25 protein-coding genes are annotated in these 25,870 nt (G+C 29.7%); 16 read left to right on the forward strand and 9 right to left on the reverse strand.

Annotated features, from left to right (window positions below):
• The first annotated feature begins 94 nt into the window (after nt 1-94).
• From KQI88_RS04785 to KQI88_RS04795, 3 genes are all read left to right on the forward strand, one after another.
• Nucleotides 95-625 carry a rhodanese-like domain-containing protein gene (locus KQI88_RS04785; RefSeq protein ID WP_216415178.1) on the forward strand — a complete coding sequence of 177 codons (531 nt, stop codon included), beginning with the start codon at nt 95-97 and terminating at the stop codon, nt 623-625.
• 403 nt (nt 626-1,028) lie between these two features.
• Nucleotides 1,029-2,177: a (Fe-S)-binding protein gene (locus tag KQI88_RS18425; protein ID WP_330656064.1), complete on the forward strand. Its 1,149-nt coding sequence runs from the start codon at nt 1,029-1,031 to the stop codon at nt 2,175-2,177.
• Between the two features lie 110 nt (nt 2,178-2,287).
• Nucleotides 2,288-2,707: a hypothetical protein gene (locus KQI88_RS04795; protein ID WP_216415179.1), complete on the forward strand. Its 420-nt coding sequence runs from the start codon at nt 2,288-2,290 to the stop codon at nt 2,705-2,707.
• A gap of 96 nt (nt 2,708-2,803) precedes the next feature.
• On the opposite strand, the gene KQI88_RS04800 is transcribed toward KQI88_RS04795, so the two are convergent.
• On the reverse strand, nt 2,804-3,823 hold the full coding sequence (locus KQI88_RS04800; protein WP_216415180.1) for a sulfurtransferase: 1,020 nt from the start codon (nt 3,821-3,823) through the stop codon (nt 2,804-2,806).
• A 348-nt stretch (nt 3,824-4,171) separates the two neighbouring features.
• On the opposite strand from KQI88_RS04800, the gene KQI88_RS04805 reads away from it, so the two are divergent.
• From KQI88_RS04805 to KQI88_RS04835, 7 genes are all read left to right on the forward strand, one after another.
• Complete coding sequence (locus KQI88_RS04805) at nt 4,172-4,873, forward strand: TVP38/TMEM64 family protein (RefSeq protein ID WP_216415181.1); 702 nt, start codon at nt 4,172-4,174, stop codon at nt 4,871-4,873.
• Nucleotides 4,874-5,037: 164 nt separating this feature from the next.
• The gene (locus KQI88_RS04810; protein WP_216415182.1) at nt 5,038-5,529 is read left to right on the forward strand and encodes a rhodanese-like domain-containing protein; all 492 of its coding nucleotides are present in this window, start codon (nt 5,038-5,040) and stop codon (nt 5,527-5,529) included.
• A gap of 92 nt (nt 5,530-5,621) precedes the next feature.
• The gene (locus KQI88_RS04815) at nt 5,622-6,344 is read left to right on the forward strand and encodes a TVP38/TMEM64 family protein (RefSeq protein ID WP_216415183.1); all 723 of its coding nucleotides are present in this window, start codon (nt 5,622-5,624) and stop codon (nt 6,342-6,344) included.
• Nucleotides 6,334-7,008: a TIGR04282 family arsenosugar biosynthesis glycosyltransferase gene (locus KQI88_RS04820; RefSeq protein ID WP_216415184.1), complete on the forward strand. Its 675-nt coding sequence runs from the start codon at nt 6,334-6,336 to the stop codon at nt 7,006-7,008. The genes KQI88_RS04815 and KQI88_RS04820 overlap by 11 nt, the downstream gene beginning before the upstream one ends.
• Nucleotides 7,001-7,999 carry an aminoglycoside phosphotransferase family protein gene (locus KQI88_RS04825; protein ID WP_216415185.1) on the forward strand — a complete coding sequence of 333 codons (999 nt, stop codon included), beginning with the start codon at nt 7,001-7,003 and terminating at the stop codon, nt 7,997-7,999. Before KQI88_RS04820 ends, KQI88_RS04825 begins: the two co-directional genes overlap by 8 nt.
• Complete coding sequence (locus KQI88_RS04830; protein WP_216415186.1) at nt 7,989-8,678, forward strand: TIGR04283 family arsenosugar biosynthesis glycosyltransferase; 690 nt, start codon at nt 7,989-7,991, stop codon at nt 8,676-8,678. Before KQI88_RS04825 ends, KQI88_RS04830 begins: the two co-directional genes overlap by 11 nt.
• Nucleotides 8,679-8,694: 16 nt before the next feature.
• Nucleotides 8,695-9,558, forward strand: coding sequence for a nucleoside hydrolase (locus tag KQI88_RS04835; protein ID WP_216415187.1), 864 nt, complete (start codon nt 8,695-8,697; stop codon nt 9,556-9,558).
• A gap of 23 nt (nt 9,559-9,581) precedes the next feature.
• On the opposite strand, the gene KQI88_RS04840 is transcribed toward KQI88_RS04835, so the two are convergent.
• From KQI88_RS04840 to KQI88_RS04855, 4 genes are read right to left on the reverse strand one after another with little or no spacing between them, the layout of a single operon-like run.
• Nucleotides 9,582-10,598, reverse strand: coding sequence for an ABC transporter ATP-binding protein (locus tag KQI88_RS04840; protein ID WP_216415188.1), 1,017 nt, complete (start codon nt 10,596-10,598; stop codon nt 9,582-9,584).
• The gene (locus KQI88_RS04845; protein WP_216415189.1) at nt 10,599-11,411 is read right to left on the reverse strand and encodes an ABC transporter permease; all 813 of its coding nucleotides are present in this window, start codon (nt 11,409-11,411) and stop codon (nt 10,599-10,601) included.
• The gene (locus tag KQI88_RS04850) at nt 11,398-12,270 is read right to left on the reverse strand and encodes an ABC transporter permease (RefSeq protein WP_216415190.1); all 873 of its coding nucleotides are present in this window, start codon (nt 12,268-12,270) and stop codon (nt 11,398-11,400) included. The genes KQI88_RS04845 and KQI88_RS04850 overlap by 14 nt, the downstream gene beginning before the upstream one ends.
• A gap of 38 nt (nt 12,271-12,308) precedes the next feature.
• A complete protein-coding gene (locus KQI88_RS04855) occupies nt 12,309-13,586 on the reverse strand; it encodes an ABC transporter substrate-binding protein (protein ID WP_330656066.1) in 1,278 nt (425 codons plus the stop codon).
• Between the two features lie 558 nt (nt 13,587-14,144).
• On the opposite strand from KQI88_RS04855, the gene KQI88_RS04860 reads away from it, so the two are divergent.
• From KQI88_RS04860 to mscL, 3 genes are all read left to right on the forward strand, one after another.
• The gene (locus KQI88_RS04860) at nt 14,145-14,786 is read left to right on the forward strand and encodes a lactate utilization protein (RefSeq protein ID WP_216415191.1); all 642 of its coding nucleotides are present in this window, start codon (nt 14,145-14,147) and stop codon (nt 14,784-14,786) included.
• Between the two features lie 332 nt (nt 14,787-15,118).
• Nucleotides 15,119-15,385, forward strand: a complete 267-nt coding sequence (locus KQI88_RS04865; RefSeq protein ID WP_216415192.1) for a hypothetical protein — start codon at nt 15,119-15,121, stop codon at nt 15,383-15,385.
• Nucleotides 15,386-15,418: 33 nt separating this feature from the next.
• Nucleotides 15,419-15,823: a large-conductance mechanosensitive channel protein MscL gene (gene mscL, locus KQI88_RS04870; RefSeq protein WP_216415193.1), complete on the forward strand. Its 405-nt coding sequence runs from the start codon at nt 15,419-15,421 to the stop codon at nt 15,821-15,823.
• Nucleotides 15,824-15,969: 146 nt separating this feature from the next.
• Here mscL and KQI88_RS04875 read toward each other — a convergent pair whose 3' ends face one another.
• The 3 genes from KQI88_RS04875 to KQI88_RS04885 form a co-directional block, all read right to left on the reverse strand.
• Nucleotides 15,970-17,469, reverse strand: coding sequence for a carbon starvation CstA family protein (locus tag KQI88_RS04875; RefSeq protein ID WP_216415194.1), 1,500 nt, complete (start codon nt 17,467-17,469; stop codon nt 15,970-15,972).
• A gap of 131 nt (nt 17,470-17,600) precedes the next feature.
• Nucleotides 17,601-18,341: a LytR/AlgR family response regulator transcription factor gene (locus tag KQI88_RS04880; protein ID WP_216415195.1), complete on the reverse strand. Its 741-nt coding sequence runs from the start codon at nt 18,339-18,341 to the stop codon at nt 17,601-17,603.
• A gap of 2 nt (nt 18,342-18,343) precedes the next feature.
• Nucleotides 18,344-20,014, reverse strand: a complete 1,671-nt coding sequence (locus tag KQI88_RS04885) for a sensor histidine kinase (RefSeq protein WP_216415196.1) — start codon at nt 20,012-20,014, stop codon at nt 18,344-18,346.
• 190 nt (nt 20,015-20,204) lie between these two features.
• Here KQI88_RS04885 and pglX point away from each other — a divergent pair, with 190 nt between their 5' ends.
• Both pglX and KQI88_RS04895 read left to right on the forward strand, forming a co-directional pair.
• Nucleotides 20,205-23,510, forward strand: a complete 3,306-nt coding sequence (pglX, locus tag KQI88_RS04890) for a BREX-1 system adenine-specific DNA-methyltransferase PglX (protein WP_216415197.1) — start codon at nt 20,205-20,207, stop codon at nt 23,508-23,510.
• Nucleotides 23,511-23,688: 178 nt separating this feature from the next.
• Nucleotides 23,689-24,204: a hypothetical protein gene (locus KQI88_RS04895; protein WP_216415198.1), complete on the forward strand. Its 516-nt coding sequence runs from the start codon at nt 23,689-23,691 to the stop codon at nt 24,202-24,204.
• A gap of 35 nt (nt 24,205-24,239) precedes the next feature.
• On the opposite strand, the gene KQI88_RS04900 is transcribed toward KQI88_RS04895, so the two are convergent.
• Entirely contained in the window at nt 24,240-24,851 is a 612-nt protein-coding gene (locus tag KQI88_RS04900) for an NUDIX hydrolase (protein WP_216415199.1), read from the reverse strand.
• A 308-nt stretch (nt 24,852-25,159) separates the two neighbouring features.
• Between KQI88_RS04900 and KQI88_RS04905 the strand changes: the two genes are divergently transcribed.
• Nucleotides 25,160-25,771 carry a hypothetical protein gene (locus tag KQI88_RS04905; protein ID WP_216415200.1) on the forward strand — a complete coding sequence of 204 codons (612 nt, stop codon included), beginning with the start codon at nt 25,160-25,162 and terminating at the stop codon, nt 25,769-25,771.
• Nucleotides 25,772-25,870: the final 99 nt, after the last annotated feature.

Genomic DNA, 25,870 nt, shown 5'->3' on the forward strand with positions numbered 1-25,870 from the left:
TTACATAATTTAACATTTGTATTTTCGATTAGACTTTGTTAAATAAGTATCATTCAATTAATTAGTAGAATTTATTAATATTAGGGGGTAAAAAATGAAAAAACAAAGGTTAGGATTAATATTAGTAATAGTACTATTAATGGCAGCATTAGTTGGATGTTCAAGCATAGCAACCTCTGTTGCAGGAAAAGTAGGAACAGCAACTAATGGTAGTGAAGTAGCAATAGAAAAAGCTACAATAAAATTTATGAAGGATACTAGCGATGGCGGATATCAATTACCTTCTACTGAAGACCTTAATAAATGGGTAGTAGAAGGTAAAGAAATGATTATTATTGATACTATGCCAGCAGACAGCTTCCAAAAAGGTCGTATTCTTGGAGCATTAAACGCAGAGTTACCTAAAACAACATTAGCAGATGCTACAGATGAACAAAAGCAAGCATTTATCAGTTTATTAGGTGAAAATAAAGATACTCCTATTGTTGTATACTGTGGGTTTGTTGGTTGTGCTAGAAGCCATGTGGGAGCAGTTATAGCTATGGAACAGGGATTTACTAATGTTTATAGAGTTCCTGGAGGAATAGTTGCTTGGCAAGAAGCTGGTTATGAAGTTGAAAAATAATAGACTCACATGGCTTTTCAAAATCTGAAAGTTCTTTATAAAGAAAACATGAGATTAACACTGATTTCTATGAAAGGTAGCCATGCTGATGGTGTTGTAGTAGAAATAAATCCTGAATAAGTAAATAATATAATTTAAAAATCTCCATAGTGTAGTTATGATATATACATAAACTTATGGAGATTTTTTTATTATGTAAAACAAGTTTTTATATAAACAAATGGAAAATAAGCTCTAAAAACACCATTATGCTGCCCATTTTTACAACTGGGTGGCATAACTGTTTTATTGTTTATGATAATTAGAATTTAACAAATGAATAATTAACCTGAATATATTGATACCATTCTAAAAGTTTGATAAAGTAAAATAGATAAATAACCTTTGAAAAATTGAGAAGTAGGTGATTAATATAAAAGATGGAATTTTCTCAGAAGAACTTATAAAAAAAATAGAAGACTTTAAAAAGGACTGTGTAGGATGCAGCAAATGTGTAAGAGAGTGCAAAATGTTAGACAGCTTTTGTACAGATCCTAAGAATCTATTTAATGGTTTAAATGATAAACAGGTGATAGATCCACTTGTTCCTTATTCTTGCAATCAATGTGGTGTATGTGAAGAGGTTTGTCCTAAGAACTTAAAACTTGAAGAGTTATTTAAAGACATTAGAGTAGAACTAGTAAAAGCAAATAAGGGAAAATCTCCAATAAAAGGACATAGAGCTGTTGAGAGTCATCAATCCTTAAGTTTTTCCAAGGTATTTACAACTACAGCGTCAGATAAAAATAAAGAAACTGTGAGAGTATTTATGCCAGGGTGCAGTTTATCATCTTATAGTCCAAAACTCGTTAGTAAAACTTTAAGATATCTACAAAAAAAACTTCCAGGTACAGGTGTTGTTCTTAAGTGCTGTGGTAAGCCGACTAGAGCAATAGGACAAGAAGATGCTTTTAAAGAAAGATATGGAGAGTTAGAAGATGAATTTAAAAGACTTGGAGTGACAGAAGTAATAACAGCTTGTCAATCTTGTTACACTACAATTGCTAAGGAAAGCCCAAACATTAAAATTAAATCTCTTTGGACTGTTATTCCTGAAATAGGTATACCAGAAGAAAAAATTAATATTGGAGCAAATAGTGATCTAGTATTTGGAATACATGATTCCTGTGCTACAAGGCGTAATGGAGATATTCAAAAGGGAGCTCGAAGTATTATAAAAGATCTAGGTTATAAGATTCAAGAAGACGACCAATCAGAGAAAATAATTAGGTGCTGTGGACAGGGTGGTATGGTAGGGCCTGCTAATCCAGAACTTACAAAACAAATAATGAAAGAAAGAGCAAATGAAGTAGAATCAGATTATGTTGTTACTTATTGTGGTGCTTGTAGAGAATCTATGGTTAGAGGTGGCAAAAAGAGTATTCATATATTAGATTTAATGTTTAAAGGTCCTTGGAATTCTAAATCTGACATGCCTGGAGTAGGCAAAACACCTATGAATAGTTGGGTTAATCGTTATAAAAGTAAAAAGGAGCTAAATAAAAGTAAATAGAAAATCTATGATTTAATTAGGCTTTAATTAATCATTAAGCCAAAATCTAGGAGTTATAATTAGGCATTATATTTTATTAATAATGAAAAAATAAGCAAGGGGTAGATGGTATGAATAAGTTTTTTTACTGGATGTTAAGAATGCTACAAGTTCTATCTCTGATTGCAGCATATGGCATACAAATGTTCTCTACAAAAAGAATGGGAATGATGAGACATTTGATATATACAAATCAAAAATGGGAGATGCAATATCCTATTCAAACAATACGAAATATTTCTATAGGGATTTTATTAGTATTCTCTGTTATTATTTTATATGGACTAATAAGAAAGCATAATTATACTGCTAATAAAAAAGCTTTGTATATGGTATTAATGGAAGTAATAACAACGGCTATATTTATAAGTTTTACTTTATTTTATTCAAGCGAAAGTTGTCTTTCGTATTATTTTATTAGTATAGCATTAGGAATTATTTCACTAATACAAAGTATAAAAAGTATTGTATATTTCAAAGGAAATAATTAAAATAATAGACTAATGATTTAGGTTTACTTTAATCAATAAAATTATATATAAAAAAATGTCTGAAGGCCTTATAGCGATCAGACATTTTTTATTAACTTATTTATACTGTGCTGTTGCTTCTTCAGGAGTAATAGCTTGTACCGGATTATTAGGATCCATCTGCCATGTAAACCAACCACCGTCATATAATTTTACATTTTTCCAACCATTTTCATAGGCCATTAACCATGGAATAGATGCTCTCCAGCCAGTACCGCAGTAAAATGCAATTTCATTATCTTTCGTAACTCCTTGTTCATTCCACATTGCTACAGCTTCATTAAAATCAATAAAGGTTTTATCTTCATTAAGATAGTCAGGTTCATCATAACCCCATACAGCCCCTTGTGGCTCGCCTGCTCTTTCTATATAACTGTAGCCACTTGTTTTACCTTCAAATTCTTCTAAACTTCTTATACTAACTAATCTGAACTTATCATTTTTATTCATTTCAGCCTTTACATCTTCAGGCATAGATAAAACGTACTCAGGATGTGCTGGTATTGTTACACCGAAATCTTCTATAGTTACTGTTGGATTTTCTATACCTTCATTAGTTGCATATCCAGCATTTGTCCAGGCATCAAGTCCACCGTCGATTAGTTTTACATTTTCAACACCAGCCCAAAGAAATACAAATGCAGTTCTTGCAGCACCTGAGTCAGGGCCATAAACAATAACAGTTGTATCTTTTGTTACACCATAATCGGCCATAACCTTCTTTATTTCTTCTCCTGTTCTTATATTCCAATAAGTTGGTTCTTCAATATCATCTGTGTTTAAATGTACAGCTCCTGGTATATGAGCTGCTAAGTAGTCTTTGTTATCCTTAACATCTCCCCAAGATGCTTCAATTATTACGTAATTTTCTGATTCTGGGTGATTTCCATCGATTACACTTTTTACCCAATCTGCAGGAACAAAAACCTTTGTTTTTTCTACAGGTTCCACAGAAGTTTTCTCAGTTGGAATAACTTCTTCTGGTTTAGAATCAGAAACAGAATTAGAAGTACAACCTGTTATAAATATAGAAATCATTGCAATCCAAAGAAATATACTAAGTAATTTTCCTTTCATAGAATATCCTCCCTAAATATTAGTATTTCAATCTTAGTTTTAACTGCAGATATCATATTATATGATTATTTATAGGTAGTCAAATAGAAATATATAATAGTAAATTAGGCTATTATTATTTTAAAAAATAAGTGATTGTTTCTTATATAAATATTTGTAGCTAGCTATTTTTTCATCTCGCCATTATATTATTAAAAAAGTATTAGGCTTTAATTTATAATTTGCTTGATTTAAAATTAACTATAGGGAAAATCAATACTTAGGATTTGATCCATAGAGTATATGAATTTGTTTTTAATATATGTATCATCTTATAATAGTTATAGACACTGATTACAGGAGGTATATATGATTAAGCCCAAATTAAAGAATAGTTTTAAAGTAATACTTATAATAGCTATAATTATGATAGCTTACTTTCTAAATAGTAGAGGAATATTTGAAAATGCTACTGTAAAAGATGTGAAAAGCTATGTGTTATCATATGGAAAATTAGCTCCCTTAGTATATACAATTATGTTTACACTATCAGCATTAACCTTATTTCCTGATTCTGTTTTAGCTATATCAGGAGGAATGATTTTTGGATTCTTTTACGGAACACTTTATACTATAATAGGAGCAATTTTTGCTGCAACTCTTGCATTTTTTGTTTCGAGATTTTTAGGCCAAAGTATATTAGAGAAGTTTTTAAAACACAATAAAATTAAAGTTATTAATGCAGTTGAAAAGAGAGGCTTTATTTCTGTATTAGTACTAAGGTTAATTCCATTAGTTCCCTTTGATGTTATTAGCTATGGAGCTGGACTTACAAAAATTCCATATGTCGATTATATAGGTGCAACTGCTTTAGGTATAATACCAGGAGTTATGGTCTATATAAATATAGGAAATCAAGTAGGAAACTCAAATTTAGTGCAGCTTTTAAAGGCAGTGTTGGTGTTATTTGTACTAATAGGATGTTCTTATATTATTAAACAAAAGGGTATTTTAAATAAAATAATTGGAATATCAGAAAGAGGAGAAGCTTTCGATAATAATAAAATTTAGTTATAATTAGGCATTATGTTTTATGAATTTTGAAAATATATATCTAGGATTATTAAAAATCTCAATATGAGGGATAAAATATATAAATAATATCTATTTGTCATCAGATATGCTTTATTATAAAATGTATACGGTAAGAAAATACTTTATGGGGGATGAATACAATGAAAAACAAATCACTAAAATTAATTCCTATTCTACTAATATTATCATTATTATTGGTAGCATGTGGACAAGCAGAAAAGGAAGCGACAAATCAAAATCAAATGCAATACATAGGAGTAGAAGATTTAAAAACATCCATAGAATCAGGAGCAGATGAGTATATTATTCTAGATGTAAGAAAAGTAGAGGATTATAACGCAAGTCATATCGTTGGTGCTTATACGGCAGATCAAGACGCTGCTAATAAAGGTGGAGATGATGCAACAGGAATAGCGAATTTAAAAAAGACACTTCAAGAAGTAACAGGAAGTGAAGTTGGTAATGCTGAAGATAAATATGCCTTAGTTTGTTATTCTGGTAAATCATATGCACAAAAAGCAACAGATTTAATGATAGAGATGGGAATATCAAAAGATCAAATCTACACAGTAGAAGGCGGTATGAAAGCTTGGGAAGAAGGCGGAGACGCTTATAAAGGACTTTTAGAGTAATTGATATATAAATGGCTATTCATTTGAAGAAATTTAAGTGAATAGCCATTTATCAAGTAACAAGAAAAAATACTTTTTAGTTGGGGTGAACTATGAAAGAGAAATTATTAAAACATAAGTCAAAAATAATTCTTATAGGTATAATTTTAATATCTATTTTATTGTATTTTTTTAACCCTAGTATAAAGGGATTAGTGAATAATATATCTGCAATGTTTGCAAGTGGAGATTTTGAAGTAGTCAGGGATTTTATTGATGAATATGGGGCCTATGCAATGCTAGTTTCGGCAGCGTTAATGGTTTTCCAATCAGTAGTGGCACCCTTACCAGCATTTTTAATTACATTTGCCAATGCAAATTTGTTTGGATGGTGGCAAGGGGCTATATTATCTTGGTCAAGTGCAATGTTAGGAGCTTTATTATGTTTCTATATATCCCGTATTTTAGGTAGGGATATGGTAGAGAAATTAACTAGTAAGGCAGGATTAGAAAGTATTGATAGCTTCTTTGAAAAATACGGAAAACATTCCATATTAATAGCAAGACTCCTTCCTTTTATGTCTTTTGATATTGTAAGTTATGCAGCAGGTCTCACATCTATGGCTTTCATACCGTTTTTTATAGCAACTGGTATAGGACAATTGCCAGCCACTATAGTTTATTCATATGTTGGAGGCATGCTAACGGGGGGAGCACAATTATTAGTAACTGGACTTCTTATATTATTTGCATTATCAATATTTATTGTCTTAATAAGAAGTATATATCATTCAAGAGAGGCTAATAAAGTTAAGGAAAAAGGCAATGAAAGATAAAGTAATTATTTTTTTTACACGAATACCTACCTTAGGTAAAAACAAAACAAGATTGGAACCTTTTTTAAGCAAGGAATTATGTGTAAAGCTTCAGACAGCTTTTATAAAGGATATATATAATAATATAAGAAGTATGGGAATAGATATAATAATCAATTATTCAGAACATGGAGATTTGGAAGTTTTAAAAAGCATTACACATAAAGGCATATATTTCTTGAAACAAGAAGGAAAAGATTTAGGAGAAAAGATGCACAATGCTATATTATTTTCTTTAAAAGAATACAGAAATGTAGCACTTATCGGGAGTGATCTTCCTTTATTAAATAAAAAAGATATAGAAATAGCTTTTAGTATATTGGAAACAAAAGATATCGTTATTTCTCCAACCTATGATGGCGGATATTATTTAATTGGAATGAAGGAAGAAAATCCAGACATATTCAATATAAGATATAGTACAAGCTCAGTGTTTGAAGAGACTATAGATAAAATAAAAAGTACTGGAAGATCTTATGGAAAAGGAAATATTCAATTAGATATAGATGATAAGGGCGATTTTTTAAGGTTGCATAAAATATTAAAAGAAGACGAGAGTATTTCTTGCGACAATACAAGAAAGCTAGTTAAGGAAGTTATGGGAAAGTGTGATAAGAATGAATAGAATTAGTTTAGATAACTTAAGAAAAGACAAGGATTTTCTAGAAAGATTTGGTATAGAAGATAAGGAAGCATTTTCTATTTTAGGTCAGGGAGAATATAATATTAACTATATTTTTAATTCAAAAACTTATAATAAAAAATTAGTACTTAGAATAGCAACAGATAGTCAGATGGATCTAAATAACCAAATTAGATATGAGTATGAAGCTTTAGAATTACTAAATAAAACTAATAGAACTCCGAGGCCCATTTATTGTGATGATAGAAAAGAACTAATACCTTATGGTTTTTTAGTTATGGAGTATCTTCCAGGAAAGCATTTGGACTATAAAAAAGATTTAAAATTTGCAGCAGAGGCTTTAGCAGATATTCACAATGAATCTATATCAAAAACTAATAATCTACTAAAACCAGAAAATCCAATAGAAGCCATCTATGAAGAATGTTTGAAGATGTTTGATAAATATAAACTATCAAAATATATGGATATAAATACTAAAGATAATATAGAATACTTACTAGAAAAGGGAAAAAATATAAAGACTATAGATATAGGAAATAGAACTATAATAAATACAGAGTTAAACTCAGGAAATTTCCTTATAAATGGAGAAAATAAAAACAATTACATAGTAGACTGGGAAAAGCCGTTATATGGATATCCAGCACAGGATTTAGGACATTTTTTAACACCTACAACAACATTTTGGAAAACAGATATTATTTTATCTAGAGAAGAAATCTATTTTTTTATAAAGGAGTATTGTAAAAATTCTAATCAATACAAAGATGAAAGAGAACTTTGGGATTCTGTAAAGAATTATCTATCTATGAATTGTCTAAGAGGCATAACTTGGTGTGCTATGGCCTATGTAGAGTATCAAGATCCAGACAAGCTTATATCAAATGACTATACCTATCAGAAAATTAAATCTTATTTGTCTAGTGGGTTTTTAGACATGATAAAGGAAGAGTATTTAAATGAATATTAAATTAGACAAGAAAATTTCAATTATTGTTCCAGTATATAATGAAGCCCTTACAATAAATAAATTAATAGATAATTTAAAGCAGTTTAAAGATCATTGCGAAATTATATTTGTAGATGGTGGAAGTAATGATGGAACTAATAGAATAATTGAAGAAAAACATAGAATTGTCTACTCTCCCAAAAAAGGTCGATCTCATCAAATGAACTATGGAGCAACACTCGCAAAGGGGGATATACTTTTATTTTTACATGCCGATAGTTTTTTGCCTAGTGATGCTCTAAACCAAATCCACAGAATAATTAGCCAAGGACATAAAGTTGGTTGTTTTAAATTAAGATTTAATAGTAGAAGTATTCTTATGAAATTATGTGGTTTTATGTCCAATCTAAGAGTTAGACTAAGAAATATAGCCTTTGGCGATCAAGGAATATTTATAGATAGAAGTTATTTCTATGAATTGGGAGGATTTGCACAGATACCCCTTATGGAAGACTACCAATTGTCAATGGATATAAAAGCTGATGGGGAGAAAATAGCTCTAGCAAAAACAACAATTGAAACCTCAGAAAGACGATTTGTAAAAAAAGGTAGACTTATGACAATGGCAAGAATGCAAAGACTACAATATATGTATAGAAAAGGAGAAGATATTGAAGTAATTGCAGATCTATACAAATAGGAAAGTGAGTGATACTATGGCTAGAAAAATAATAATAGATTGTGATAATACTTTTTCCATAGATGGTTGTGATATAGATGACGGTCTTGCAATCATATATACTTTAGCTCAAGAGGACACAGAAGTCTTAGGGATAAATACAACATTTGGAAACAATAAAGTGGATATTGTATATCCAAACACAATTTCTTTTATGAAAAATATTGGATATTCACAAATTCCAGTTTATAAAGGTTCAGAGGATTCTTATAAAGATAATGAAGCTGCAAAATTTCTAGTAGAGATGGCAGATAAGTATAATGGAGAATTATCTATACTGGCAACAGGCTCTTTAACGAATTTATACCATGCTTGGCAGATAGATAATAATTTTTATGAAAAAATAAAAGATATTTCATTAATGGGTGGGATAACTGAACCATTAATAATAAACAATAAAATTTTAAATGAATTAAATTTTTCTTGTAATTATAAAGCAGCCCTAAATGTATTAGAATATGGAAAAAATATTATTATAGCTACAGGAAATACTTGTTTAGACGGATTTTTTACTAGAGAAAGATTTAATAAACTAAAAGAGGGAAATGATTTTGAAAGATGGCTCTTTGCTGAGAGTCAATATTGGTTTGATAGAGAGCAAAAAGTCTTTGAAAATAAAGGAATATATATTTGGGATATATTAGCCGCAGCAGCCCTTTTAAATCCACATTTATTTATAGAAAACACTATAGATATTGCTCCAGATGAGGAAGGTATGAAAAAAGGCTTGCTACTTGGAAAAGGAAAGATGAGGAAAGTTATTATACCAAAAATAAGAGATATAGATGAATACATAGAACATGTATATGAACAATATAAGATTTTTGGAGAAAAACACTAATTTAAAACTTAAAGATAAGCCTATTATTCACGTATGAAAATAAGCTTATCTTTTTCTAATTCTATATTAACCCTATCCCCCTCTACAATATCCACAGAGTCTGGGACAATACTTTCTAATCCTAAATTGCTACTAGTATTATTTAGCTTAAGTAAATAATTATCACCTTGATATACTTTCTCTATTACTTCGAAATTACTATTATCATCTTTATTTACTTTTACTGCTAATGGTCTTATAAGGCATTTGTACTTTCCATTTTCTTTATTTATATTGAAGTTAAATAAATCGCTAATAAATTTATTATTTATTATTTCTCCATGAATATATGCTCCTTCTAAAAAATAATCAGCTACTATGGTATTTACAGGATTTTTAAATATATTCTCTGGTGTATCATATTGCTCTATATGACCATTATGCATAAAAGCTATTCTATCAGACATAGTAAGGGCTTCTTCTTGGTCGTGAGTTACAAGTATGGTGGTTATCTTATATTCTCTTTGTAGCTTTAAAACTAACTCTCTCATATCTTTTCTCAAATTAATATCAAGACTAGAGAAAGGTTCGTCTAAAAGCAATACGATCGGTTTTGCGGCAAGTGCACGGGCTAGAGCAACTCGTTGCATTTGTCCACCAGACATTTTATTAACATGTCTATCTTCATAACCTTCTAATTTAACTTTCTTAAGCAATTCTATTGCTTCTTTTCTACGTTGACTTTTATGAATACAAAGCATTTTTAGGGGAAAGCTTATATTTTCTAAAACTGTCATATGTGGAAATAATCTAAAATCTTGAAAAACAATAACTGTCCTTCTTCTGTAAGCTGGTATTTTATCTGCTATGTTTCCACCTAATAATATTGAGCCTTCACTTTGCTTTATTATTCCTGCTATTGTTTTTAACATAGTGCTTTTTCCACATCCTGAAGCACCTAAAAGTGAGATAAATTCCCCATTTTCAACTTTTAAATTTATAGATTTTAGTATTTTTTTATTAGATAATGTGACAGATATATTTTTTAGTTCTAATTCCAATTATATTCCCCCTCCCTTATTTTGATATGGTAATCTTTTTATAATTCTATCTATTATTACAAAAACTGAAAGTGTAGATATTACAAATACTAGGGCATAGGCAGAACCTAGGGAACGGTCTCCTTTTGCTATAAATGGCACCATAAGTACACTGATTGTTTTAACTCTTCCTCCACCTATTAATAAAGTTAAGAAATACTGGCTAAATGAGGCGATATAAGCCATGCTAATACTTGCCATTATTCCTGGTGTAAGTAGTGGTAATGTAATATATATAAATGATTTCAAAGGAGACGCTCCTAATACATAAGCTTGCAGCTTCATTTGTTCTCCTATAGATTCTGTTAAATCTCTCATTATATTTATAGAATAAGGCAGAGTATATATCAAATGAACTATTATAACTCCTAATACTGTATCAGAGAGTGACATCTTTATAAATACTACATGTATGCCCATAGCAAATACAGTTCCAGGCACTAGAATTGGTGCAATGCTCAAAAAATCTATTAGACTTTTTCCTACAAAATCGTATAAAGTTAATGCTCTAGCAGTCATTGTACCTACAATAGCTGATAAAATTGCTACAGATAATGATAATAATATACTTGAAAATAGAGTTTGAAAGACTTTTGTATGAGGTGCAAATATCTCCTTAATAGCCCTAAATGAATAAGTTTCTGGCAGCAAATTTGGCCAAGGCCATCTACTAGTAAAAGTCCAAAAAAGAAGTATTACCATAGGTGCTAGTATTGTAAATAAAACAAGATATAAGAAAAGCTTCAATAGTTTATTTGAATTAATATCTTTCATGAATATCACCTTTAATTTTGTTCTTTTTAGTTGCTAAATAATATAGTCCCGCCATTGTCCAGGTTATTATTAGTATTAATCCATTCATAGCCATAGCATAAGGTCTATGGCGTAAATCAGGATGGATATATTCAATATGAGCTTGTACAGGTAATGCCTTTGGAACAGTTGCTCCCAATAAAAATGGTAAATCATAAGCGCCAAAGGAAAACATTAAAATAATCAAGAAAGCTTTTCTTATAGCAGGCATACTTAGAGGTAGAGTTATATAAAAGAAAGTCTTTAATTTAGATGCACCTAAGTTTTCAGAAGCTTCTCCCAAAGTCTTATTTACACTAGACATTAGAGCTAAGCTAAAGTATGCAACAAAGGGTACTTCTTTCCACATATAGCCTAAGATAATACCAAGGTTATTTTTTGTATATAATAGCAATGGAAAATCTCTTTGTGCATTTATTAATCCTAACTTATAAAAAAACCTAGCAAGCAAACCATTTTGAGAGAGTATACTTATTGAAAATAACGCTACTATAGTATGAGGTATAAGTATAGCTAGTTTGATTACTTGAAGTACTTTACCCTCAGTATGTCCTGTATATACTAATGCAACTGTAAGCATGATACCTAAAATCACTGATAATACAGAGGATATAATAGATATTTGTAAACTTACCTTTAAGGAATCAAGGAAGATAGGACTATTAAGCATTTCAATATAATAATCTAAAGTTATATTTGTAAGATTAAAAGCTGGAATGTACCCAAAGCTTTGAATTATTCCATTTGCAACGCCAAATATAAAAAGAACACCCAATAATACTATGGGCATTATAAGTATATAGGGTGTTTTTTTATTCATAATTTTTCACTCCTAATAATTTTAAAAAACTACTACTGTTATTTACCAACCACTTCTTCTAACCAAAGTTGTTCTATTATAGGAACGATGTTAGCTGGCATTTCTGGTAAACGCTTACTAAGAAGTTCATCCTGTGGTAAAGCTCCCTTTCCTATATCAATATTGTCAAATCTAGCTTTTTCTTCATCAGTTAATTTGTCATAAGAAACTACTGGTAATGATCTTAACTCTTTAAATTGAGTAGCTTGTATCTCAGCTGAAATAATTTCGTTAATTGCTACCATAGCTGCAGCCTTATTAGGTGAGTTATTAGCTATAGCTATATAATTCGTATTTCCTACTGTACCTTTGTCAAATAAGAAAGTTTGTACAGTATCGTTATATATGCCTTTTTCAATACCTACAGCTGCTGAGTATGAGCCATAACTCATAGTCATTACCAATTCACCATCTTCAAACATATTATCAACTTCTCCTGAAGTTGCAGGGAAGGTTTTTCCTTGGTTCCATAGATATTTATTCAGCTCCCTTAAATATTCTAAGGCAGGCTCTATTGCTTCTTTAACTACTTCTTTATTTGCTTCCATGTCTAAGAATTGTTCATGTCCAACTATATCGTAGATTAATGTTCTTACAAAAGCACTTCCTGTAAAATCAGGTAATGCAGGATAAGTTATTCTGCCTTCATACTTTTTAGCATATTCCATGAATTCTTCTGCATTTCTTGGTGTTTCTTCAGTAATAGCACTATCATTAATAAATACCATTTGTGCTTTACCATATGGTGCTTCATAACCTTCTATTGGAAATCCAAAGTCATATTTAACTTCTACATCATCACCATCTATGTATTTCTCAAAATTAGGTAACTGTTCTGCAAAAGATCCAAATAATAAATCATTTTCTTTAGCAGAATAGAAATTCTCTCCATTTATCCATATCATATCAATGGTTCCCTCTTTTAAACCAGCTTGCTTTTCACCTGCTAACTTAGCTAATATATTGTCGATATCCATTCCAACAACTTCTAAGGTAATATCATATTTTTCTTTTAGTACAGGAGCAACAGTTTGGTTTAACCATCTATTTCTATCTTCGTCTCCACCCCAACCATAAAAGTTAACAGTAGATCCCTTAGCTTCTTCAAGTATCTTATCAAAATCTGTATTTGGGTCAAATTCTTCAGATGTTATATTTTCGTCATTATTTATAGGAATGTCAGTTGTGCCTTTCTCACCACTACAACCTGTAATTAAAAATAAGGCCATAACAATTGTTAATAATAATGCTAATCTTTTCAAATTCATTTTTATCATTTTTTCCTCCCTATATTTGACAATATTTTTGAACATAACAATTATAACATATAATATACTGTCGATTATTGGATTTATAATAATATTTTTCTATAATAGCTGTATGCTTTATCGATAATATTTATAATGTGTCAACCACTTGCTACCCATCCAAAAGTTGTAGGGAACTATAGGAAAGATTACTATAGAAATTAATAAAGCAGGAGAAACGATTCTCCTGCTCTAGATAATATTTTTTAGATAAACTTTCTGCCACCATTTTGCCACCGGTCCACAAATTTTATAAAAATATGCTTAGTTTTGATAAAATACTACTATGTTCGTAAACCTGTATTTTTCAATACATTAAGATGCAGCAAAGTATTGAAAAATAGCCGTTTTTATTAATACAGAACTCGGCTTATAGATTTGCTCACTTTAAATATTAATTACACTAGCTTAAGAGCTGGTGTTTTTTATTGTTTTATTATATTTACTAAAAATTATATGATTGTAGTTCAATTTTGAGATTATAATTTTTATATGGTACAATAGTATAAAAATGGAGAGTGAAAAACAATGGATTCAAACGCTAAATTTATTGTAGATGCTAGAGTACAAAGAACCATAAAAAAATTAGAAAAGAACAATATGAGTGGATATTATGTAGAAACAGGAAAGGAAGCTTTGGAAAAAATTAAAGAGTTAGTAGAAGAAGGAAGCTTAGTAGGAATCGGAGGTTCTATGACACTTTTTGAAATAGGTGCTATTGATCTTCTTAGGAAGGGCAATTATAAACTTTTAGATAGATATAAAGAAGGTATAACTCCTACAGATATGAAGGAAATTTTTAGACAGAGTTTTTTTGCTAATACATATTTAACAAGCAGTAATGCTATTACTGAAAATGGCGAACTTTATAATGTAGATGGAAATGGGAACAGAGTAGCGGCCATGCTATATGGACCAGATCAAGTTATAGTAGTAGTAGGAATCAATAAGTTAGTAAAAAATATAGAGCAGGCTATTTCAAGAGTTGAGGAGACAGCAGCCCCTGCTAATAATATAAGGCTTCACAAAAATAATCCTTGTACAAAGGTAGGGCATTGCATGGATTGCAAAATCGAGGGTAGAATCTGTAATGAATATACAGTAATTAAGAGACAGAGTGCTAAAGGAAGGATTCATGTAATCATTGTTAATAAGGAGTTAGGTTATTGATTATATTATTGAAAATTTAGACTTGTAGTTTTTTTATAGAGTTCTAATAAAAGAATGGTTTTAAGATTCGTAATATATAAGAATAAAGATAATAGAAAGAAAAAATTCACTAAATCATTAGTGAGTTTTTTCTTTTCTCCTATTAATGCAAGGTACTAATTTAAAACAATAACTATATTATCTTATCCAAATTAATGAGTAGTATACTTTAAATTATTATCAGAACGTATGATATATAATGATTTATATTTCAACCTATTGACATATGGAACACAAAAGTTTATTATCTTAATTATGTAAAAGATAAACTGATATTATCAGGAGGTTTTTAAATGAGATTACAGGAATTAGTGGAAGAAATACAACAAGACTTAGAAGAAGGTAAGTTGAATTTTATTATTTATCAAGAGGGAAGACAGTGGAAATATGAAAAGTATGATAATTATGGTGATAAAATAAATGAAGAGGCAGAAAAGAGATATTTCACTATAAAATATAGAATAGATGATGAAGCGATAATTGTGAATGGAAAAAAAGATTTTATATCTTATGATTTAAAATATATACAGAAACGAATAAAAGATTTAATAAGAGGATAAAACAAATAAAATTATTATAAAGAGGGGATTTTCATGTTAAATGAGTTTAAAAAATTTGCACTAAAAGGTAATGTTTTAGATTTAGCAGTTGGGGTTATTATTGGGGGAGCTTTTGGCAAAATTGTAACTTCCTTAGTAAACGATATTATTATGCCTATTCTAGGACTTATAATTGGAGGAGTTAATTTTACTGCTCTTGAATATGCTATTCCTATAGAAGGTAGAGAAGCAATAATAATTAAATATGGACAATTTATTCAAACTACCTTTGATTTTCTAGTTATCGCTTTTTCAATATTTATGTTTATAAAAGCTATTAGTTCCTTTAAGAAAAAGGAAGAAGTTGCACCACAAGCATCACCGAAACCATCAAAGGAAGAACTTTTATTAGAAGAAATAAGAGATATTTTAAAACAAGACAAGGTTGAAGCAAAATAGAAAGTAAAAGCAAATACAAACTTTCACTAAATATTGAAAGGACTATCACTAATATCAAGAATAGTCCCTTTAAGCATTTATTGCTGTACTCATACAAAAAAACAGGATTACTTTCAAAAGTAATCCTGTTTAAATTATATACTATTTTAATCTAATGCATTTTGTAAAATTTGTTCTTCCTTATTGGAAGCTCTTTTAAAAATACCAACTGTATAAAGTATTACACAAATTGCACCTAATACATAAGAAATCATATAACTATCTGGACTAAGTCCAAACATAGAACCAATTCTGCCTTCTAAACCAAATCCTATAGGAGCATGGAAGATATAACTAGATATAACAAATGTATATAACATACCTGGTATTAATGATATCCAATAGTTTCTCTTATGAATAGATAGGTAAACTGTAATCATTGCCAGTGCAAATATTCCAACTGTTTGGTTTGTCCAAGCAAAGTATCTCCATAGTATGTTAAATCCAGATGGATTTAATTTAGCATATACTAATATTAGAAGTGCTGGTACAAATATAACAGCAGTAACAGCGACTCTCTTTTTAGCATCACTTTGATCTATATTGAATTGCTCTGCAATCATAAGTCTTAGAGATCTAAATGCAGTATCTCCTGATGTTATAGGAAGTACTATAACTCCGATAATTGCAAAGATTGCTCCTATACTTCCTAGAAATTCTTTTGAAATAAGACCTATCATTAGAGTTGCATTTGTATCAAGAGCTGTTCCTCTATTAAATAATATCATAGCTCCTGCAGCCCATACCATAGCGATAAATCCTTCTACTAACATCATGTTAAAGAATGTCATTTTTCCTTCTTTTTCAGTCTTAACAGTTCTAGAAAGTAGTGTTGCTTGACTTGCGTGGAATCCTGACATTATACCACAGGCAACTGTTATAAAGAATATAGGCATAAATGGAAGTTTAGAAGGATGTTGCGAGAATATGTTAGCATTTAAAGCCAAATTTGTAAGATTCGCTCCGCCATCCATTATTATTCCTGCAAAAACCCCAACAGCTGATAGTATAAGAATTCCACCAAACACAGGATACACCTTACCGATAATTGCATCTATTGGGAATAAGGTTGCAATTAGATAATAAACAAATATACAACCATATACTATCCATAATACATTATTTGAAGCAACAGCTTCTTGACCTATTAACTCAGTAACTATTAAGTCTCCAGGTGTATAAACAAAAACGGATCCAACTAAAAGCATTAATACCCACATAATGATATTGTATACTTTATGAACTCCACCGCCTAAGTACTTATTTACCATCTTAGGCATTTGAGCTCCACCATTTCTCATAGAGATCATTCCAGAGAAATAATCATGCATAGAACCGGCAAGAACACATCCAAGAGGTATAGTTAAAAATGCTATAGGTCCAAATAAAATACCTTGGATAGGTCCTAGAATAGGTCCAGTACCTGCTATGTTTAATAATTCCACTAAGCTGTTTTTCCATGTCTTCATTGTTACATAGTCTATACCGTCGGCTTTAGTAACAGCTGGTGTAGGTCTATCATCAGGACCAAAAACACTCTCACAGTATTTTCCATAAATAAGTCCGCCAATAATAAGTATTGCTAGTCCAATCAGAAAAGTTGTCATTTTTTCTCCTCCTTAATTTATTAATTTTCCATTAATTATCATATAATTCTTTATTCTCAAAAAGTCAAAAAAAGTACCAAATAGCAAAAAACAGATCTGAAAGACCTGTTTTTTGTGTCGAAAGGCTAGTATTAAATTCCTAATATTTGTTTAAATAGCTTTACTTGATTTCTACTTATTGGTATTTCCTCATTAAGTCCTTCTACAATTGCTACATAGGAGCCGTTGAACCATGGTGAAATTTCCTTTATCTTATTAAGATTAACTAAATAACTTCTATGGGTTCTAAAAAAACCTTTTTCACTAAGTTTTTCTTCTAGTTCTTGTAGAGAACTACTAGAGGAAAAAATTTCTTTATCTGTTTTTATAAATATACTTCTATCCTCTGTATATATTAGAAGAATGTCCTCTACATCTATTAAAAGTAACTTGTCATTCTTTAGTACAGGAAGCTTATTGAGAGAAATATTGTTTGTCGATACTTTATGATTATTTGTATGATTGTTTTCTATTAGATATCTTGCCTTAGAAACCGCCTTTAAAACCCTTTCTTCTTCGTAGGGCTTTAATATATAGTCAATGGCATCTACATCAAAGGCTTCGATAGCATATTGGTCATAGGCGGTAGTAAAAATGATTTTACATTCAATATTTAGTTTATTAATTTCTTTGCTAAGTTGAACTCCGTCAATATCAGGCATCCTTACATCAACAAAAACTAAATCAGGCCTTAATTTTTTTACTAGGTCTAATCCTTCAATACCACAATCAGCCTTTCCAACAATATCTATATAAGGAATTTTAGATAATAAAAATGCTAATTCTTCAATTGATAGATATTCATCATCAATTATTACAGCTCTTATATTCAATATTAAGCACTCCTTTTTGGAATATTAACTAAAACTTTAGTGCCTAAGCTTTTCTTACTTTCAATTTTTAGCCCATAATCACTTCCATATATAGATTTAAGCCTCTTATCTATATTGTTTATTCCTATTCCATGATTAGTTGGTTTTTCAAAGGGTCGGTCAAATCCAACACCATTGTCTTCAATTTTTATATTATAGCAATCCCCACCATCCTTTACAGCTATAGCAATTGTTCCCCCTTCTTTTTTAGGGTATATACCGTGTTTCACAGCATTTTCTACTAATGGTTGTAGTATTAGGTGCGGAATTTGAAAGTTATCAGTATTTATATCATAGACTACTTTTAATTTATCTCCAAACCTCGCCTGTTCAATTTCTAAATAGGCTTCTACATGTTTTATTTCATTATCTATATCTACTATATCGTTGTTTTCTTTAAAGCCTTCTCTTAGGAAGTTGCCTAGATTTATTAATAACTTTCTAGCAATTTCGGGATTTATTCTACACATAGATACTATAGTGTTTAATGCATTAAAAAGAAAATGAGGATTAATTTGGGCTTGCAATGCTTTTAATTCGGCTTTAGATAAAAGCTTAGCATTATAATCTATCTCTGCAAGTTCAATTTGAGTTGAAAAAAGTTTAGCTAATCCTTCCGCCAATTGTACATCTACATCTGAAATCCCATTTTCTTTAGTTTTATATATTTTTAATACTCCTATAACTCGATCTTTCTTAGCTAAAGGAACAATAATAGCGGATTTAAGTTTACAGGATTTATTTTGGCATCCAATTTTGTTATGATTCTCTACAATAATAGATTTTTCAGTTTCAAGTACTGTTTTAGTAGCAGAGGTCTTTATCATTTCCCCAGGTAAATGATGGTCTGAGCCAATACCAACGTGGGCAAGGATTTCGGATCCCTCCGTAATTGCTACTGCATCTACCTTGGCTATTGAATATATTATATTGCAAGTTGCTAAAGCAGTTTCTCTGTTAATACCATTTCTTAATATTGGTAGGGTTTTGTCTGCAATTTTTAGAGCTAATTCCGATTGTGCTGCGGCTTCCCTTTGTTGTTCCTTATAAATACTTTCCAACAGTATGATAAACAATGCAACCCCTACAGAGTTTACTAAGGTCATAGGGATAGCTATTTTTCCTACTAGCTTAATGGCTGAAGCATAGGGTTTAACTACAATGGCTACAATGCTCATCTGTAGTATTTCTGCTACTACAGTAATATAAAATCCTAGTAACCACTTTCTTTTTACTTTGTTCTTGTACTTATATGCAATACTTCCAATTATACCTTCACAAATGGTAGATAACATACATGCAAAGGCTGTAAAACCTCCAATGTCAATGGCCCATCTATGGATACCTGCAATAAGTCCAGAGCCAATACCTACAACTGGGCCTCCCAATAATCCTGCTACTACAACCCCTATTGCTCTAGAATTGGCAATAGCACCATCTATAGGAAATCCATAGTAGGTGCCAAAAATACCAAAAAGTCCAAATATTATAGTTAAAAATATTTTATTGTAAAAAGTATTTTGTTTATTTAAAACTAAGTTTTTAAATGAATTAGTTTTTGATAATAGAAATGTTATAACAAACATTAGAGAAAGACTATTTACAAGATCTAATGCAATTTTGAATATCTCCATAACTTCGCCTCCAATATTAGCATAGATTAAGTTAATTTTAGCACATTATCAATATTGCGGGCAATAACCGAAGATAAAAAAGGATTTAAGCTAAGTTTGTAGAATTTTATAATTATTATATTAGAAAGGATTGCCCCATGGTATTGAAGGAATATATATTAAAATATATAAGTAATAAGGAGAAATATAGATGGATAAAACAGCAATTAAAAATTTTGCTCTTAAGGCAAGACATAAATTGACTGAAGGCATTATTGCAAAAATCTATGATCTTGGCATTACAAAGAATTATATATTAGAGATGGAATATTTAGAAGACGGCTTTAAAGTAAAGGGCGGAAAAGATAGTAAAACTTTTAAAAAATATGAAATAAAACAAAGGAGCAACTTGATTAGTAAAATTAAAGAAAATGGATTTGAACAATTGATTGAGGATGTTGCATATATTTGGTTTATTCGATTAATAGCTATTAGGTTTATGGAAGTAAATGATTATATATCCTTTAATTTTAAAAAGGATGAGTTTGATAAATATACTTTCATTAATATATGTAATGAGTTAGCAGAACAAATGCCTACAATTTTTGAAAAGATTGAGGATTATATTGAGTTATTATTCCCTGATAATATTTTTTACAAATCCACTATTATTATAGATTTATTACAAGATATAGAAGAATTCTATTGGAGTATTGGATTAAGTTGTGACGGACAGAAACTAGAAGTAGAAAAAGGTGACTGTGGTATAGAAATAATAGGATGGCTCCATCAGTACTACTTTTCAATAAGTAAAGAAGAGGTATTTTCAGATCTTAAAAAGAAAAAGCTAATAAAACAAAATATTCCTGTTGCTACACAAATATTTACACCAAAATGGATTGTTAAATACATGGTAGAAAATTCCCTAGGGAAGCTCTGGCTAGAATCCTATCCAAATGAAGTGTTAAGAAAAAAATGGGAGTACTTTATAGAAGATGTAGATGTTAATCTAAGAAATGATAAACTCCTAAAAAAATGTATAAGTTCAGACCTAGATCCTGAAAAAATAATGGTGCTTGATCCTGCAATGGGGAGCGGACATATTTTAGTATATGCCTTTGATGTTTTTTATGATATTTACTCCAGTTTAGGTTATTCAAAAGAAGAAATTCCAATACTTATATTGGAGAAAAATCTTTATGGACTAGATGTAGATGACAGAGTTGGAAAATTAGCAGCATTTGCACTTTTAATGAAAGCAAGAAGTAAAAATGAAAATATTTTTAAATATCAACCGAGGTTAAACTTGGCAACTGTTCAAGAAAGTAACGAAATTTCTAAAGAGACAATAGATTTTTTCATAAGCACAGAGGTATCTAATTTAAAAAATCAAGTTTCTAGGGATGCTGTGGAGTATTTAGTTAATACTTTCCAAGATGCTAAAGAGTATGGGGCATTACTTGATATAAAATCTATTGACTTTGAGTCCTTAGAAAGGAAAATCGAAGAAATCAGAAGGTTACCCGCCTCAGATCTATTTCAGTTTCAACACAGACAAATTATATTAGAGAAATTACCTCTTTTGATTAAGCAGGGAAAGATTATGAGCCGAAAGTATGATGTAGTTGTGGCAAATCCTCCCTACAGTGGACTAAGGAAGTTTAATAATATACTGAAAAGATTTGTAGAAGAGCACTATTGGGACTATAAATATGATTTATTTTCCGTATTTATGGTGAGGAATATGAGTTTTACAAAGGATAATGGCCTTGCTGGTTTCATGACTCCAAATGTATGGCAATTTATTTCATCCTATGAGAATTTAAGAAAGGATATAATTAACAACTATCAGTTACTAAGCTTGATCCAATTAGAGGATGATGGATTTAAAGATGCATCAGTATCTATTAGTACTTTTGTAATTAGAAAATGTAATGTAGGGACTAAATCTACATTTATTAAATTAGTTGATAGAGAAGGAGAGCAAGATAAAAAAGTAGAAGGTAAAGTGTTAAAGAACAGTGAGAATAAGTTTATTATAAATCAAAATATTTTCAAAAGAATACCAGGTTGTAAAATAGCATTCTGGATTGGAGAAAATACGATTAAGACCTTTGAAAATGGCAAAAAATTAGATGAAGTAGGAAGACCTAGACAGGGTATGGCTACTTCAGATAATAATAGGTTTTTAAGATATTGGTATGAGGTAGATATGGAGAAAATATGGTTTTCTAATACAAGTTCTAATATCCTAAACTATAAATGGGTTCCATATAATAAAGGTGGAGGATATAGAAAGTGGTATGGCAATAATTATTTTGTTATAAACTGGGAAAATGATGGTTATGAAATTAAGGAGTACGCGGAAAATTTATATGGTAACTATACTAGAACAATAAAAAACGAAGAATTTTATTTCAAAGAAGGAATAACCTATACCTTTATTGGAAAGGATATTGGACCTAGGCTTTCACCGAAGGGCTTTATTTTCGATGTTGCTGGATCTATGATATTTGTTGAAAAAAGCAAGCTTTATTACATTTTAGGTTTGGTTGCTTCTAAATTATCAAATCATTATATGAAGTTCTTAAACCCTAGTCTCAATATACAAGTTGGAGATATAAAAAATATACCAATAATTGAACCAGCAGATAATGATATATATGGAGATATTGATAATTTAGTTATTGAAAATATTAATATTTCAAAAAATGACTGGGATTCCTTTGAAACCTCATGGGATTTTAAAAAACACCCGATATTACATTATAAGTTAAAAGCTAAAACAATTAAGGAAGCCTATAAAAATTGGGCAGATTTTACAGAATATCAATTTAATAGATTAAAGCAAAATGAAGAAAAGTTAAATAGCATATTTATTAATATTTATGGAATACAAGAAGAGCTTACTCCTGAAGTTGAAGATGAAAATATAACAATTAAAAGAGCTAAGGAAGAAAGAGATATTAAATCCTTTATTTCATATGGGATAGGTTGCATGTTTGGGAGATATTCTCTAGATGAGGAAGGTCTTATTTATGCTGGTGGAAATTTTGGGTATAAATTTAAATTTCAAGATGGGGATTGGAGAGTAAATACTAAGAGCGGATGGAAAAAATCTTCTATTAATATTGTAACAGATAATATGATCCCTATTACGGGGAACAAATATTCTAAAGATGATATAGTAAGTAGATTTATTGAGTTTGTAAAAATCACCTTTGGAGAAGAGACATTAGAGGAAAACTTAAATTATGTTGCTACAGTTTTATATGAAGAAACAAATGAAACTGCAAATGAAAAATTAAGACGTTACTTTCTTAAGGACTTCTTTTTAGATCATGTAAAGATATATCAAAAAAGACCAATTTATTGGATGTTAGATTGTAATAAAGAAGCAGACTCTAAATTTTTAATATATATGCATAGACATAAAGAATCAATTATTGATAAAATAAAAAATATAAATTTAGATGATGGAGTGAGAGTAAATTACGAAAAAATTATTAACGGTTAATGTTAAAAATACTTTGGTCAGGCTCAAAGTTAATAACAAACTCCAAGGTAGTAGTTGGATTAATAAAAGTACAATATAAATATTTTAAAAAATATATTATTGAATTATAGATTTTAAAATAAAAGCAATAATAGAAATAAGATTATTAAGCTTAAATTTAATTAAGAAGGTGATAGCTTTGAAATTAATAAGAAACCACTTACTTGTATTGATAATTGTAATTAGTGTTATAGTTATTATGATGACAGGATGTACAGGGAAACAAGGGGATAATAATTCATTAAAACAAGAGGATATAGGCCTAGCTGATTCGATTATTAATGAAGAAATGAAAAAACAGGATAGTTTTACATTAATACAATTAAGAGATCTATTGGACAAGTCTACTAGTATTGAAGTTAAAAATCTTGACAATCAAATTATAGGCAAAATAAGTACTAGAGAAAAGATTAATAAAGTAGTAGAGGATATATTTGCACATAGTACCATAGATAATTATGAACATTCCTCTGAAGGAAATGTAGTTGCCACAGTAAGCTTTTATCCTGCATCAAGTGAACCTATTTATGGGTTAATAAAAGATAAGTTTATTTATATAGAAGGCTACTACTTTACTTCAAAAAACAATAGCATACAGAAGATAGTTGACTATTTTCAGGCAAATACAGAAGAAGAACCTATAGTTGGAGACTAATAGGTTCTTCTTTTTTGCGTGGTATCCGACGAGTGTTATTTCAATGTATCTAAAAAACCTTTTAATATTTTAGCAGTAATTCCCCATATGGTATGATCTTTGTACTTATAAAAATAAACTGGGTATATACCTGACTTCCAATCATATGCTTTTCCATTTTGCACTAACTGGAATGGAAAATTGTCTATGGGCTCAGTATGGATTGTCATGTTACTTACTTGAGGCTCTTGTTTTAACAACTCCTTTATAGGTACAGAAAATATAGAAGAAACTTCATCCTTGTTATATTCAATAGAATTAAATTGAACATCATTAAGAATTCCACAAAATGAATATATAGCCATATTAAATGGAGTTACTAAGTAATCTAGCTCACCTAAAATTTCAATATTGTCTTTAGAAATATTTAGTTCTTCAGATGTTTCTCGTATAGCGCAACTGAATGCATCTTCATTATCTTCTAATCTACCCCCTGGAAAACATATTTCACCTGGCTGGGTATTAAGCGAAAAGGATCGAACTTGGAAAAGAATATGGTAGTCTCCATCTACTTTAATTATTGGAACAATAACTGCAGATTCATAAATAATATCTAGAATAACAGGTTTCTTGTTTTTTATTGTTTCTTTAATCAATTTAATATCCATAGTATGAAATGCTCCTCCTGTTAATATTCGTTGTATTCTATTATATTATATCATTATTTTCTAGGGATGGATTGTAATCCTTCTAGTTTTATGACCTATAGAAAAGTATAAATCTTATTAAATATACATTTTGTAGAATGTGTTTAAATAAAGGCTTGGATCATATTGTAAGAATAGGTTAAGTTAATATGCATATCTATAGATTAAGAAATATATAAGATTTAGAAAATATTAGCAGGATAAATACAGAATATATAGAATATAGTATAAAATTCTAAATAGTCCAAAAGACCTAGGAGGTAACAAATTTGAAGAATGCATATTTAAAATTAATTTTTCTCCTATTATTTGTTTTCCTTTTTATAACTGGCTATGCTATTGGACAGCCAATAAAAACAAATATTGAGGAAATTAATATTAAATCCCATATAGATATATTAACATCAGCAAAATATGAGGGAAGGTTAATTGGTACTAAAGGTAATGAAAAAACATTGGAATATATAGAAAATCACTTTAAATCCATTGGATTACATAGTTTTGTTGAAGAAGGATATAAAAAAGAATTTGAAACGGTTAGTTTTGAATGGAATGGATCACCAAGGTTTAATGTAATTAATAACAATGGAGATATAGTTGATTCATATGAGGAAGGGAAAGACTTTACAATTAGACTAGATAATATGAGTATGGGAGGGAGCTTTAAAGGAAATATAACACATGTTATTAATTCTAAAGAGCTTATTGAAGGTAGTGATAAATTTAAAGATAAAGCTATTCTTATTAATTATGAAGATGATAGCATAAAAAAGCTAGGACTTAGTCAAGAAGAAGTAGATGACAGATTATACTATATAGGAAAAACTAGCGTAATTATTTATCCAGAATCTCATCCCATTAAAGAGCCAAATATTAACTAATGTTATATATCAAATAAATCTAAACAAAATAAACTAGGATTAAGGTTAAATTCTAAACCGATTATAACCACATATTTATTGATGTCGTTTTTCATTACT

It is taken from the genome of Alkaliphilus flagellatus, from assembly GCF_018919215.1.
In the GTDB taxonomy this organism is placed as follows: domain Bacteria; phylum Bacillota; class Clostridia; order Peptostreptococcales; family Natronincolaceae; genus Alkaliphilus_B; species Alkaliphilus_B flagellatus.

Excerpts from the sequence above, each read along its gene's own strand:
- mscL (WP_216415193.1), top strand. The coding sequence starts at position 15,419 with ATGTTAAATGAGTTTAAAAAATTTGCACTAAAAGGTAATGTTTTAGAT.
- KQI88_RS04815 (WP_216415183.1), top strand. The coding sequence starts at position 5,622 with ATGAAAGAGAAATTATTAAAACATAAGTCAAAAATAATTCTTATAGGT.
- KQI88_RS04850 (WP_216415190.1), bottom strand. The coding sequence starts at position 12,270 with ATGAATAAAAAAACACCCTATATACTTATAATGCCCATAGTATTATTG.
- KQI88_RS04875 (WP_216415194.1), bottom strand. The coding sequence starts at position 17,469 with ATGACAACTTTTCTGATTGGACTAGCAATACTTATTATTGGCGGACTT.
- KQI88_RS04885 (WP_216415196.1), bottom strand. The coding sequence starts at position 20,014 with ATGGAGATATTCAAAATTGCATTAGATCTTGTAAATAGTCTTTCTCTA.
- KQI88_RS04825 (WP_216415185.1), top strand. The coding sequence starts at position 7,001 with ATGAATAGAATTAGTTTAGATAACTTAAGAAAAGACAAGGATTTTCTA.
- KQI88_RS04845 (WP_216415189.1), bottom strand. The coding sequence starts at position 11,411 with ATGAAAGATATTAATTCAAATAAACTATTGAAGCTTTTCTTATATCTT.
- KQI88_RS04865 (WP_216415192.1), top strand. The coding sequence starts at position 15,119 with ATGAGATTACAGGAATTAGTGGAAGAAATACAACAAGACTTAGAAGAA.
- KQI88_RS04830 (WP_216415186.1), top strand. The coding sequence starts at position 7,989 with ATGAATATTAAATTAGACAAGAAAATTTCAATTATTGTTCCAGTATAT.
- KQI88_RS04820 (WP_216415184.1), top strand. The coding sequence starts at position 6,334 with ATGAAAGATAAAGTAATTATTTTTTTTACACGAATACCTACCTTAGGT.
- KQI88_RS04860 (WP_216415191.1), top strand. The coding sequence starts at position 14,145 with ATGGATTCAAACGCTAAATTTATTGTAGATGCTAGAGTACAAAGAACC.
- KQI88_RS04835 (WP_216415187.1), top strand. The coding sequence starts at position 8,695 with ATGGCTAGAAAAATAATAATAGATTGTGATAATACTTTTTCCATAGAT.
- KQI88_RS04855 (WP_330656066.1), bottom strand. The coding sequence starts at position 13,586 with ATGATAAAAATGAATTTGAAAAGATTAGCATTATTATTAACAATTGTT.
- pglX (WP_216415197.1), top strand. The coding sequence starts at position 20,205 with ATGGATAAAACAGCAATTAAAAATTTTGCTCTTAAGGCAAGACATAAA.
- KQI88_RS04795 (WP_216415179.1), top strand. The coding sequence starts at position 2,288 with ATGAATAAGTTTTTTTACTGGATGTTAAGAATGCTACAAGTTCTATCT.
- KQI88_RS04805 (WP_216415181.1), top strand. The coding sequence starts at position 4,172 with ATGATTAAGCCCAAATTAAAGAATAGTTTTAAAGTAATACTTATAATA.
- KQI88_RS04900 (WP_216415199.1), bottom strand. The coding sequence starts at position 24,851 with ATGGATATTAAATTGATTAAAGAAACAATAAAAAACAAGAAACCTGTT.
- KQI88_RS04785 (WP_216415178.1), top strand. The coding sequence starts at position 95 with ATGAAAAAACAAAGGTTAGGATTAATATTAGTAATAGTACTATTAATG.
- KQI88_RS04800 (WP_216415180.1), bottom strand. The coding sequence starts at position 3,823 with ATGAAAGGAAAATTACTTAGTATATTTCTTTGGATTGCAATGATTTCT.
- KQI88_RS04810 (WP_216415182.1), top strand. The coding sequence starts at position 5,038 with ATGAAAAACAAATCACTAAAATTAATTCCTATTCTACTAATATTATCA.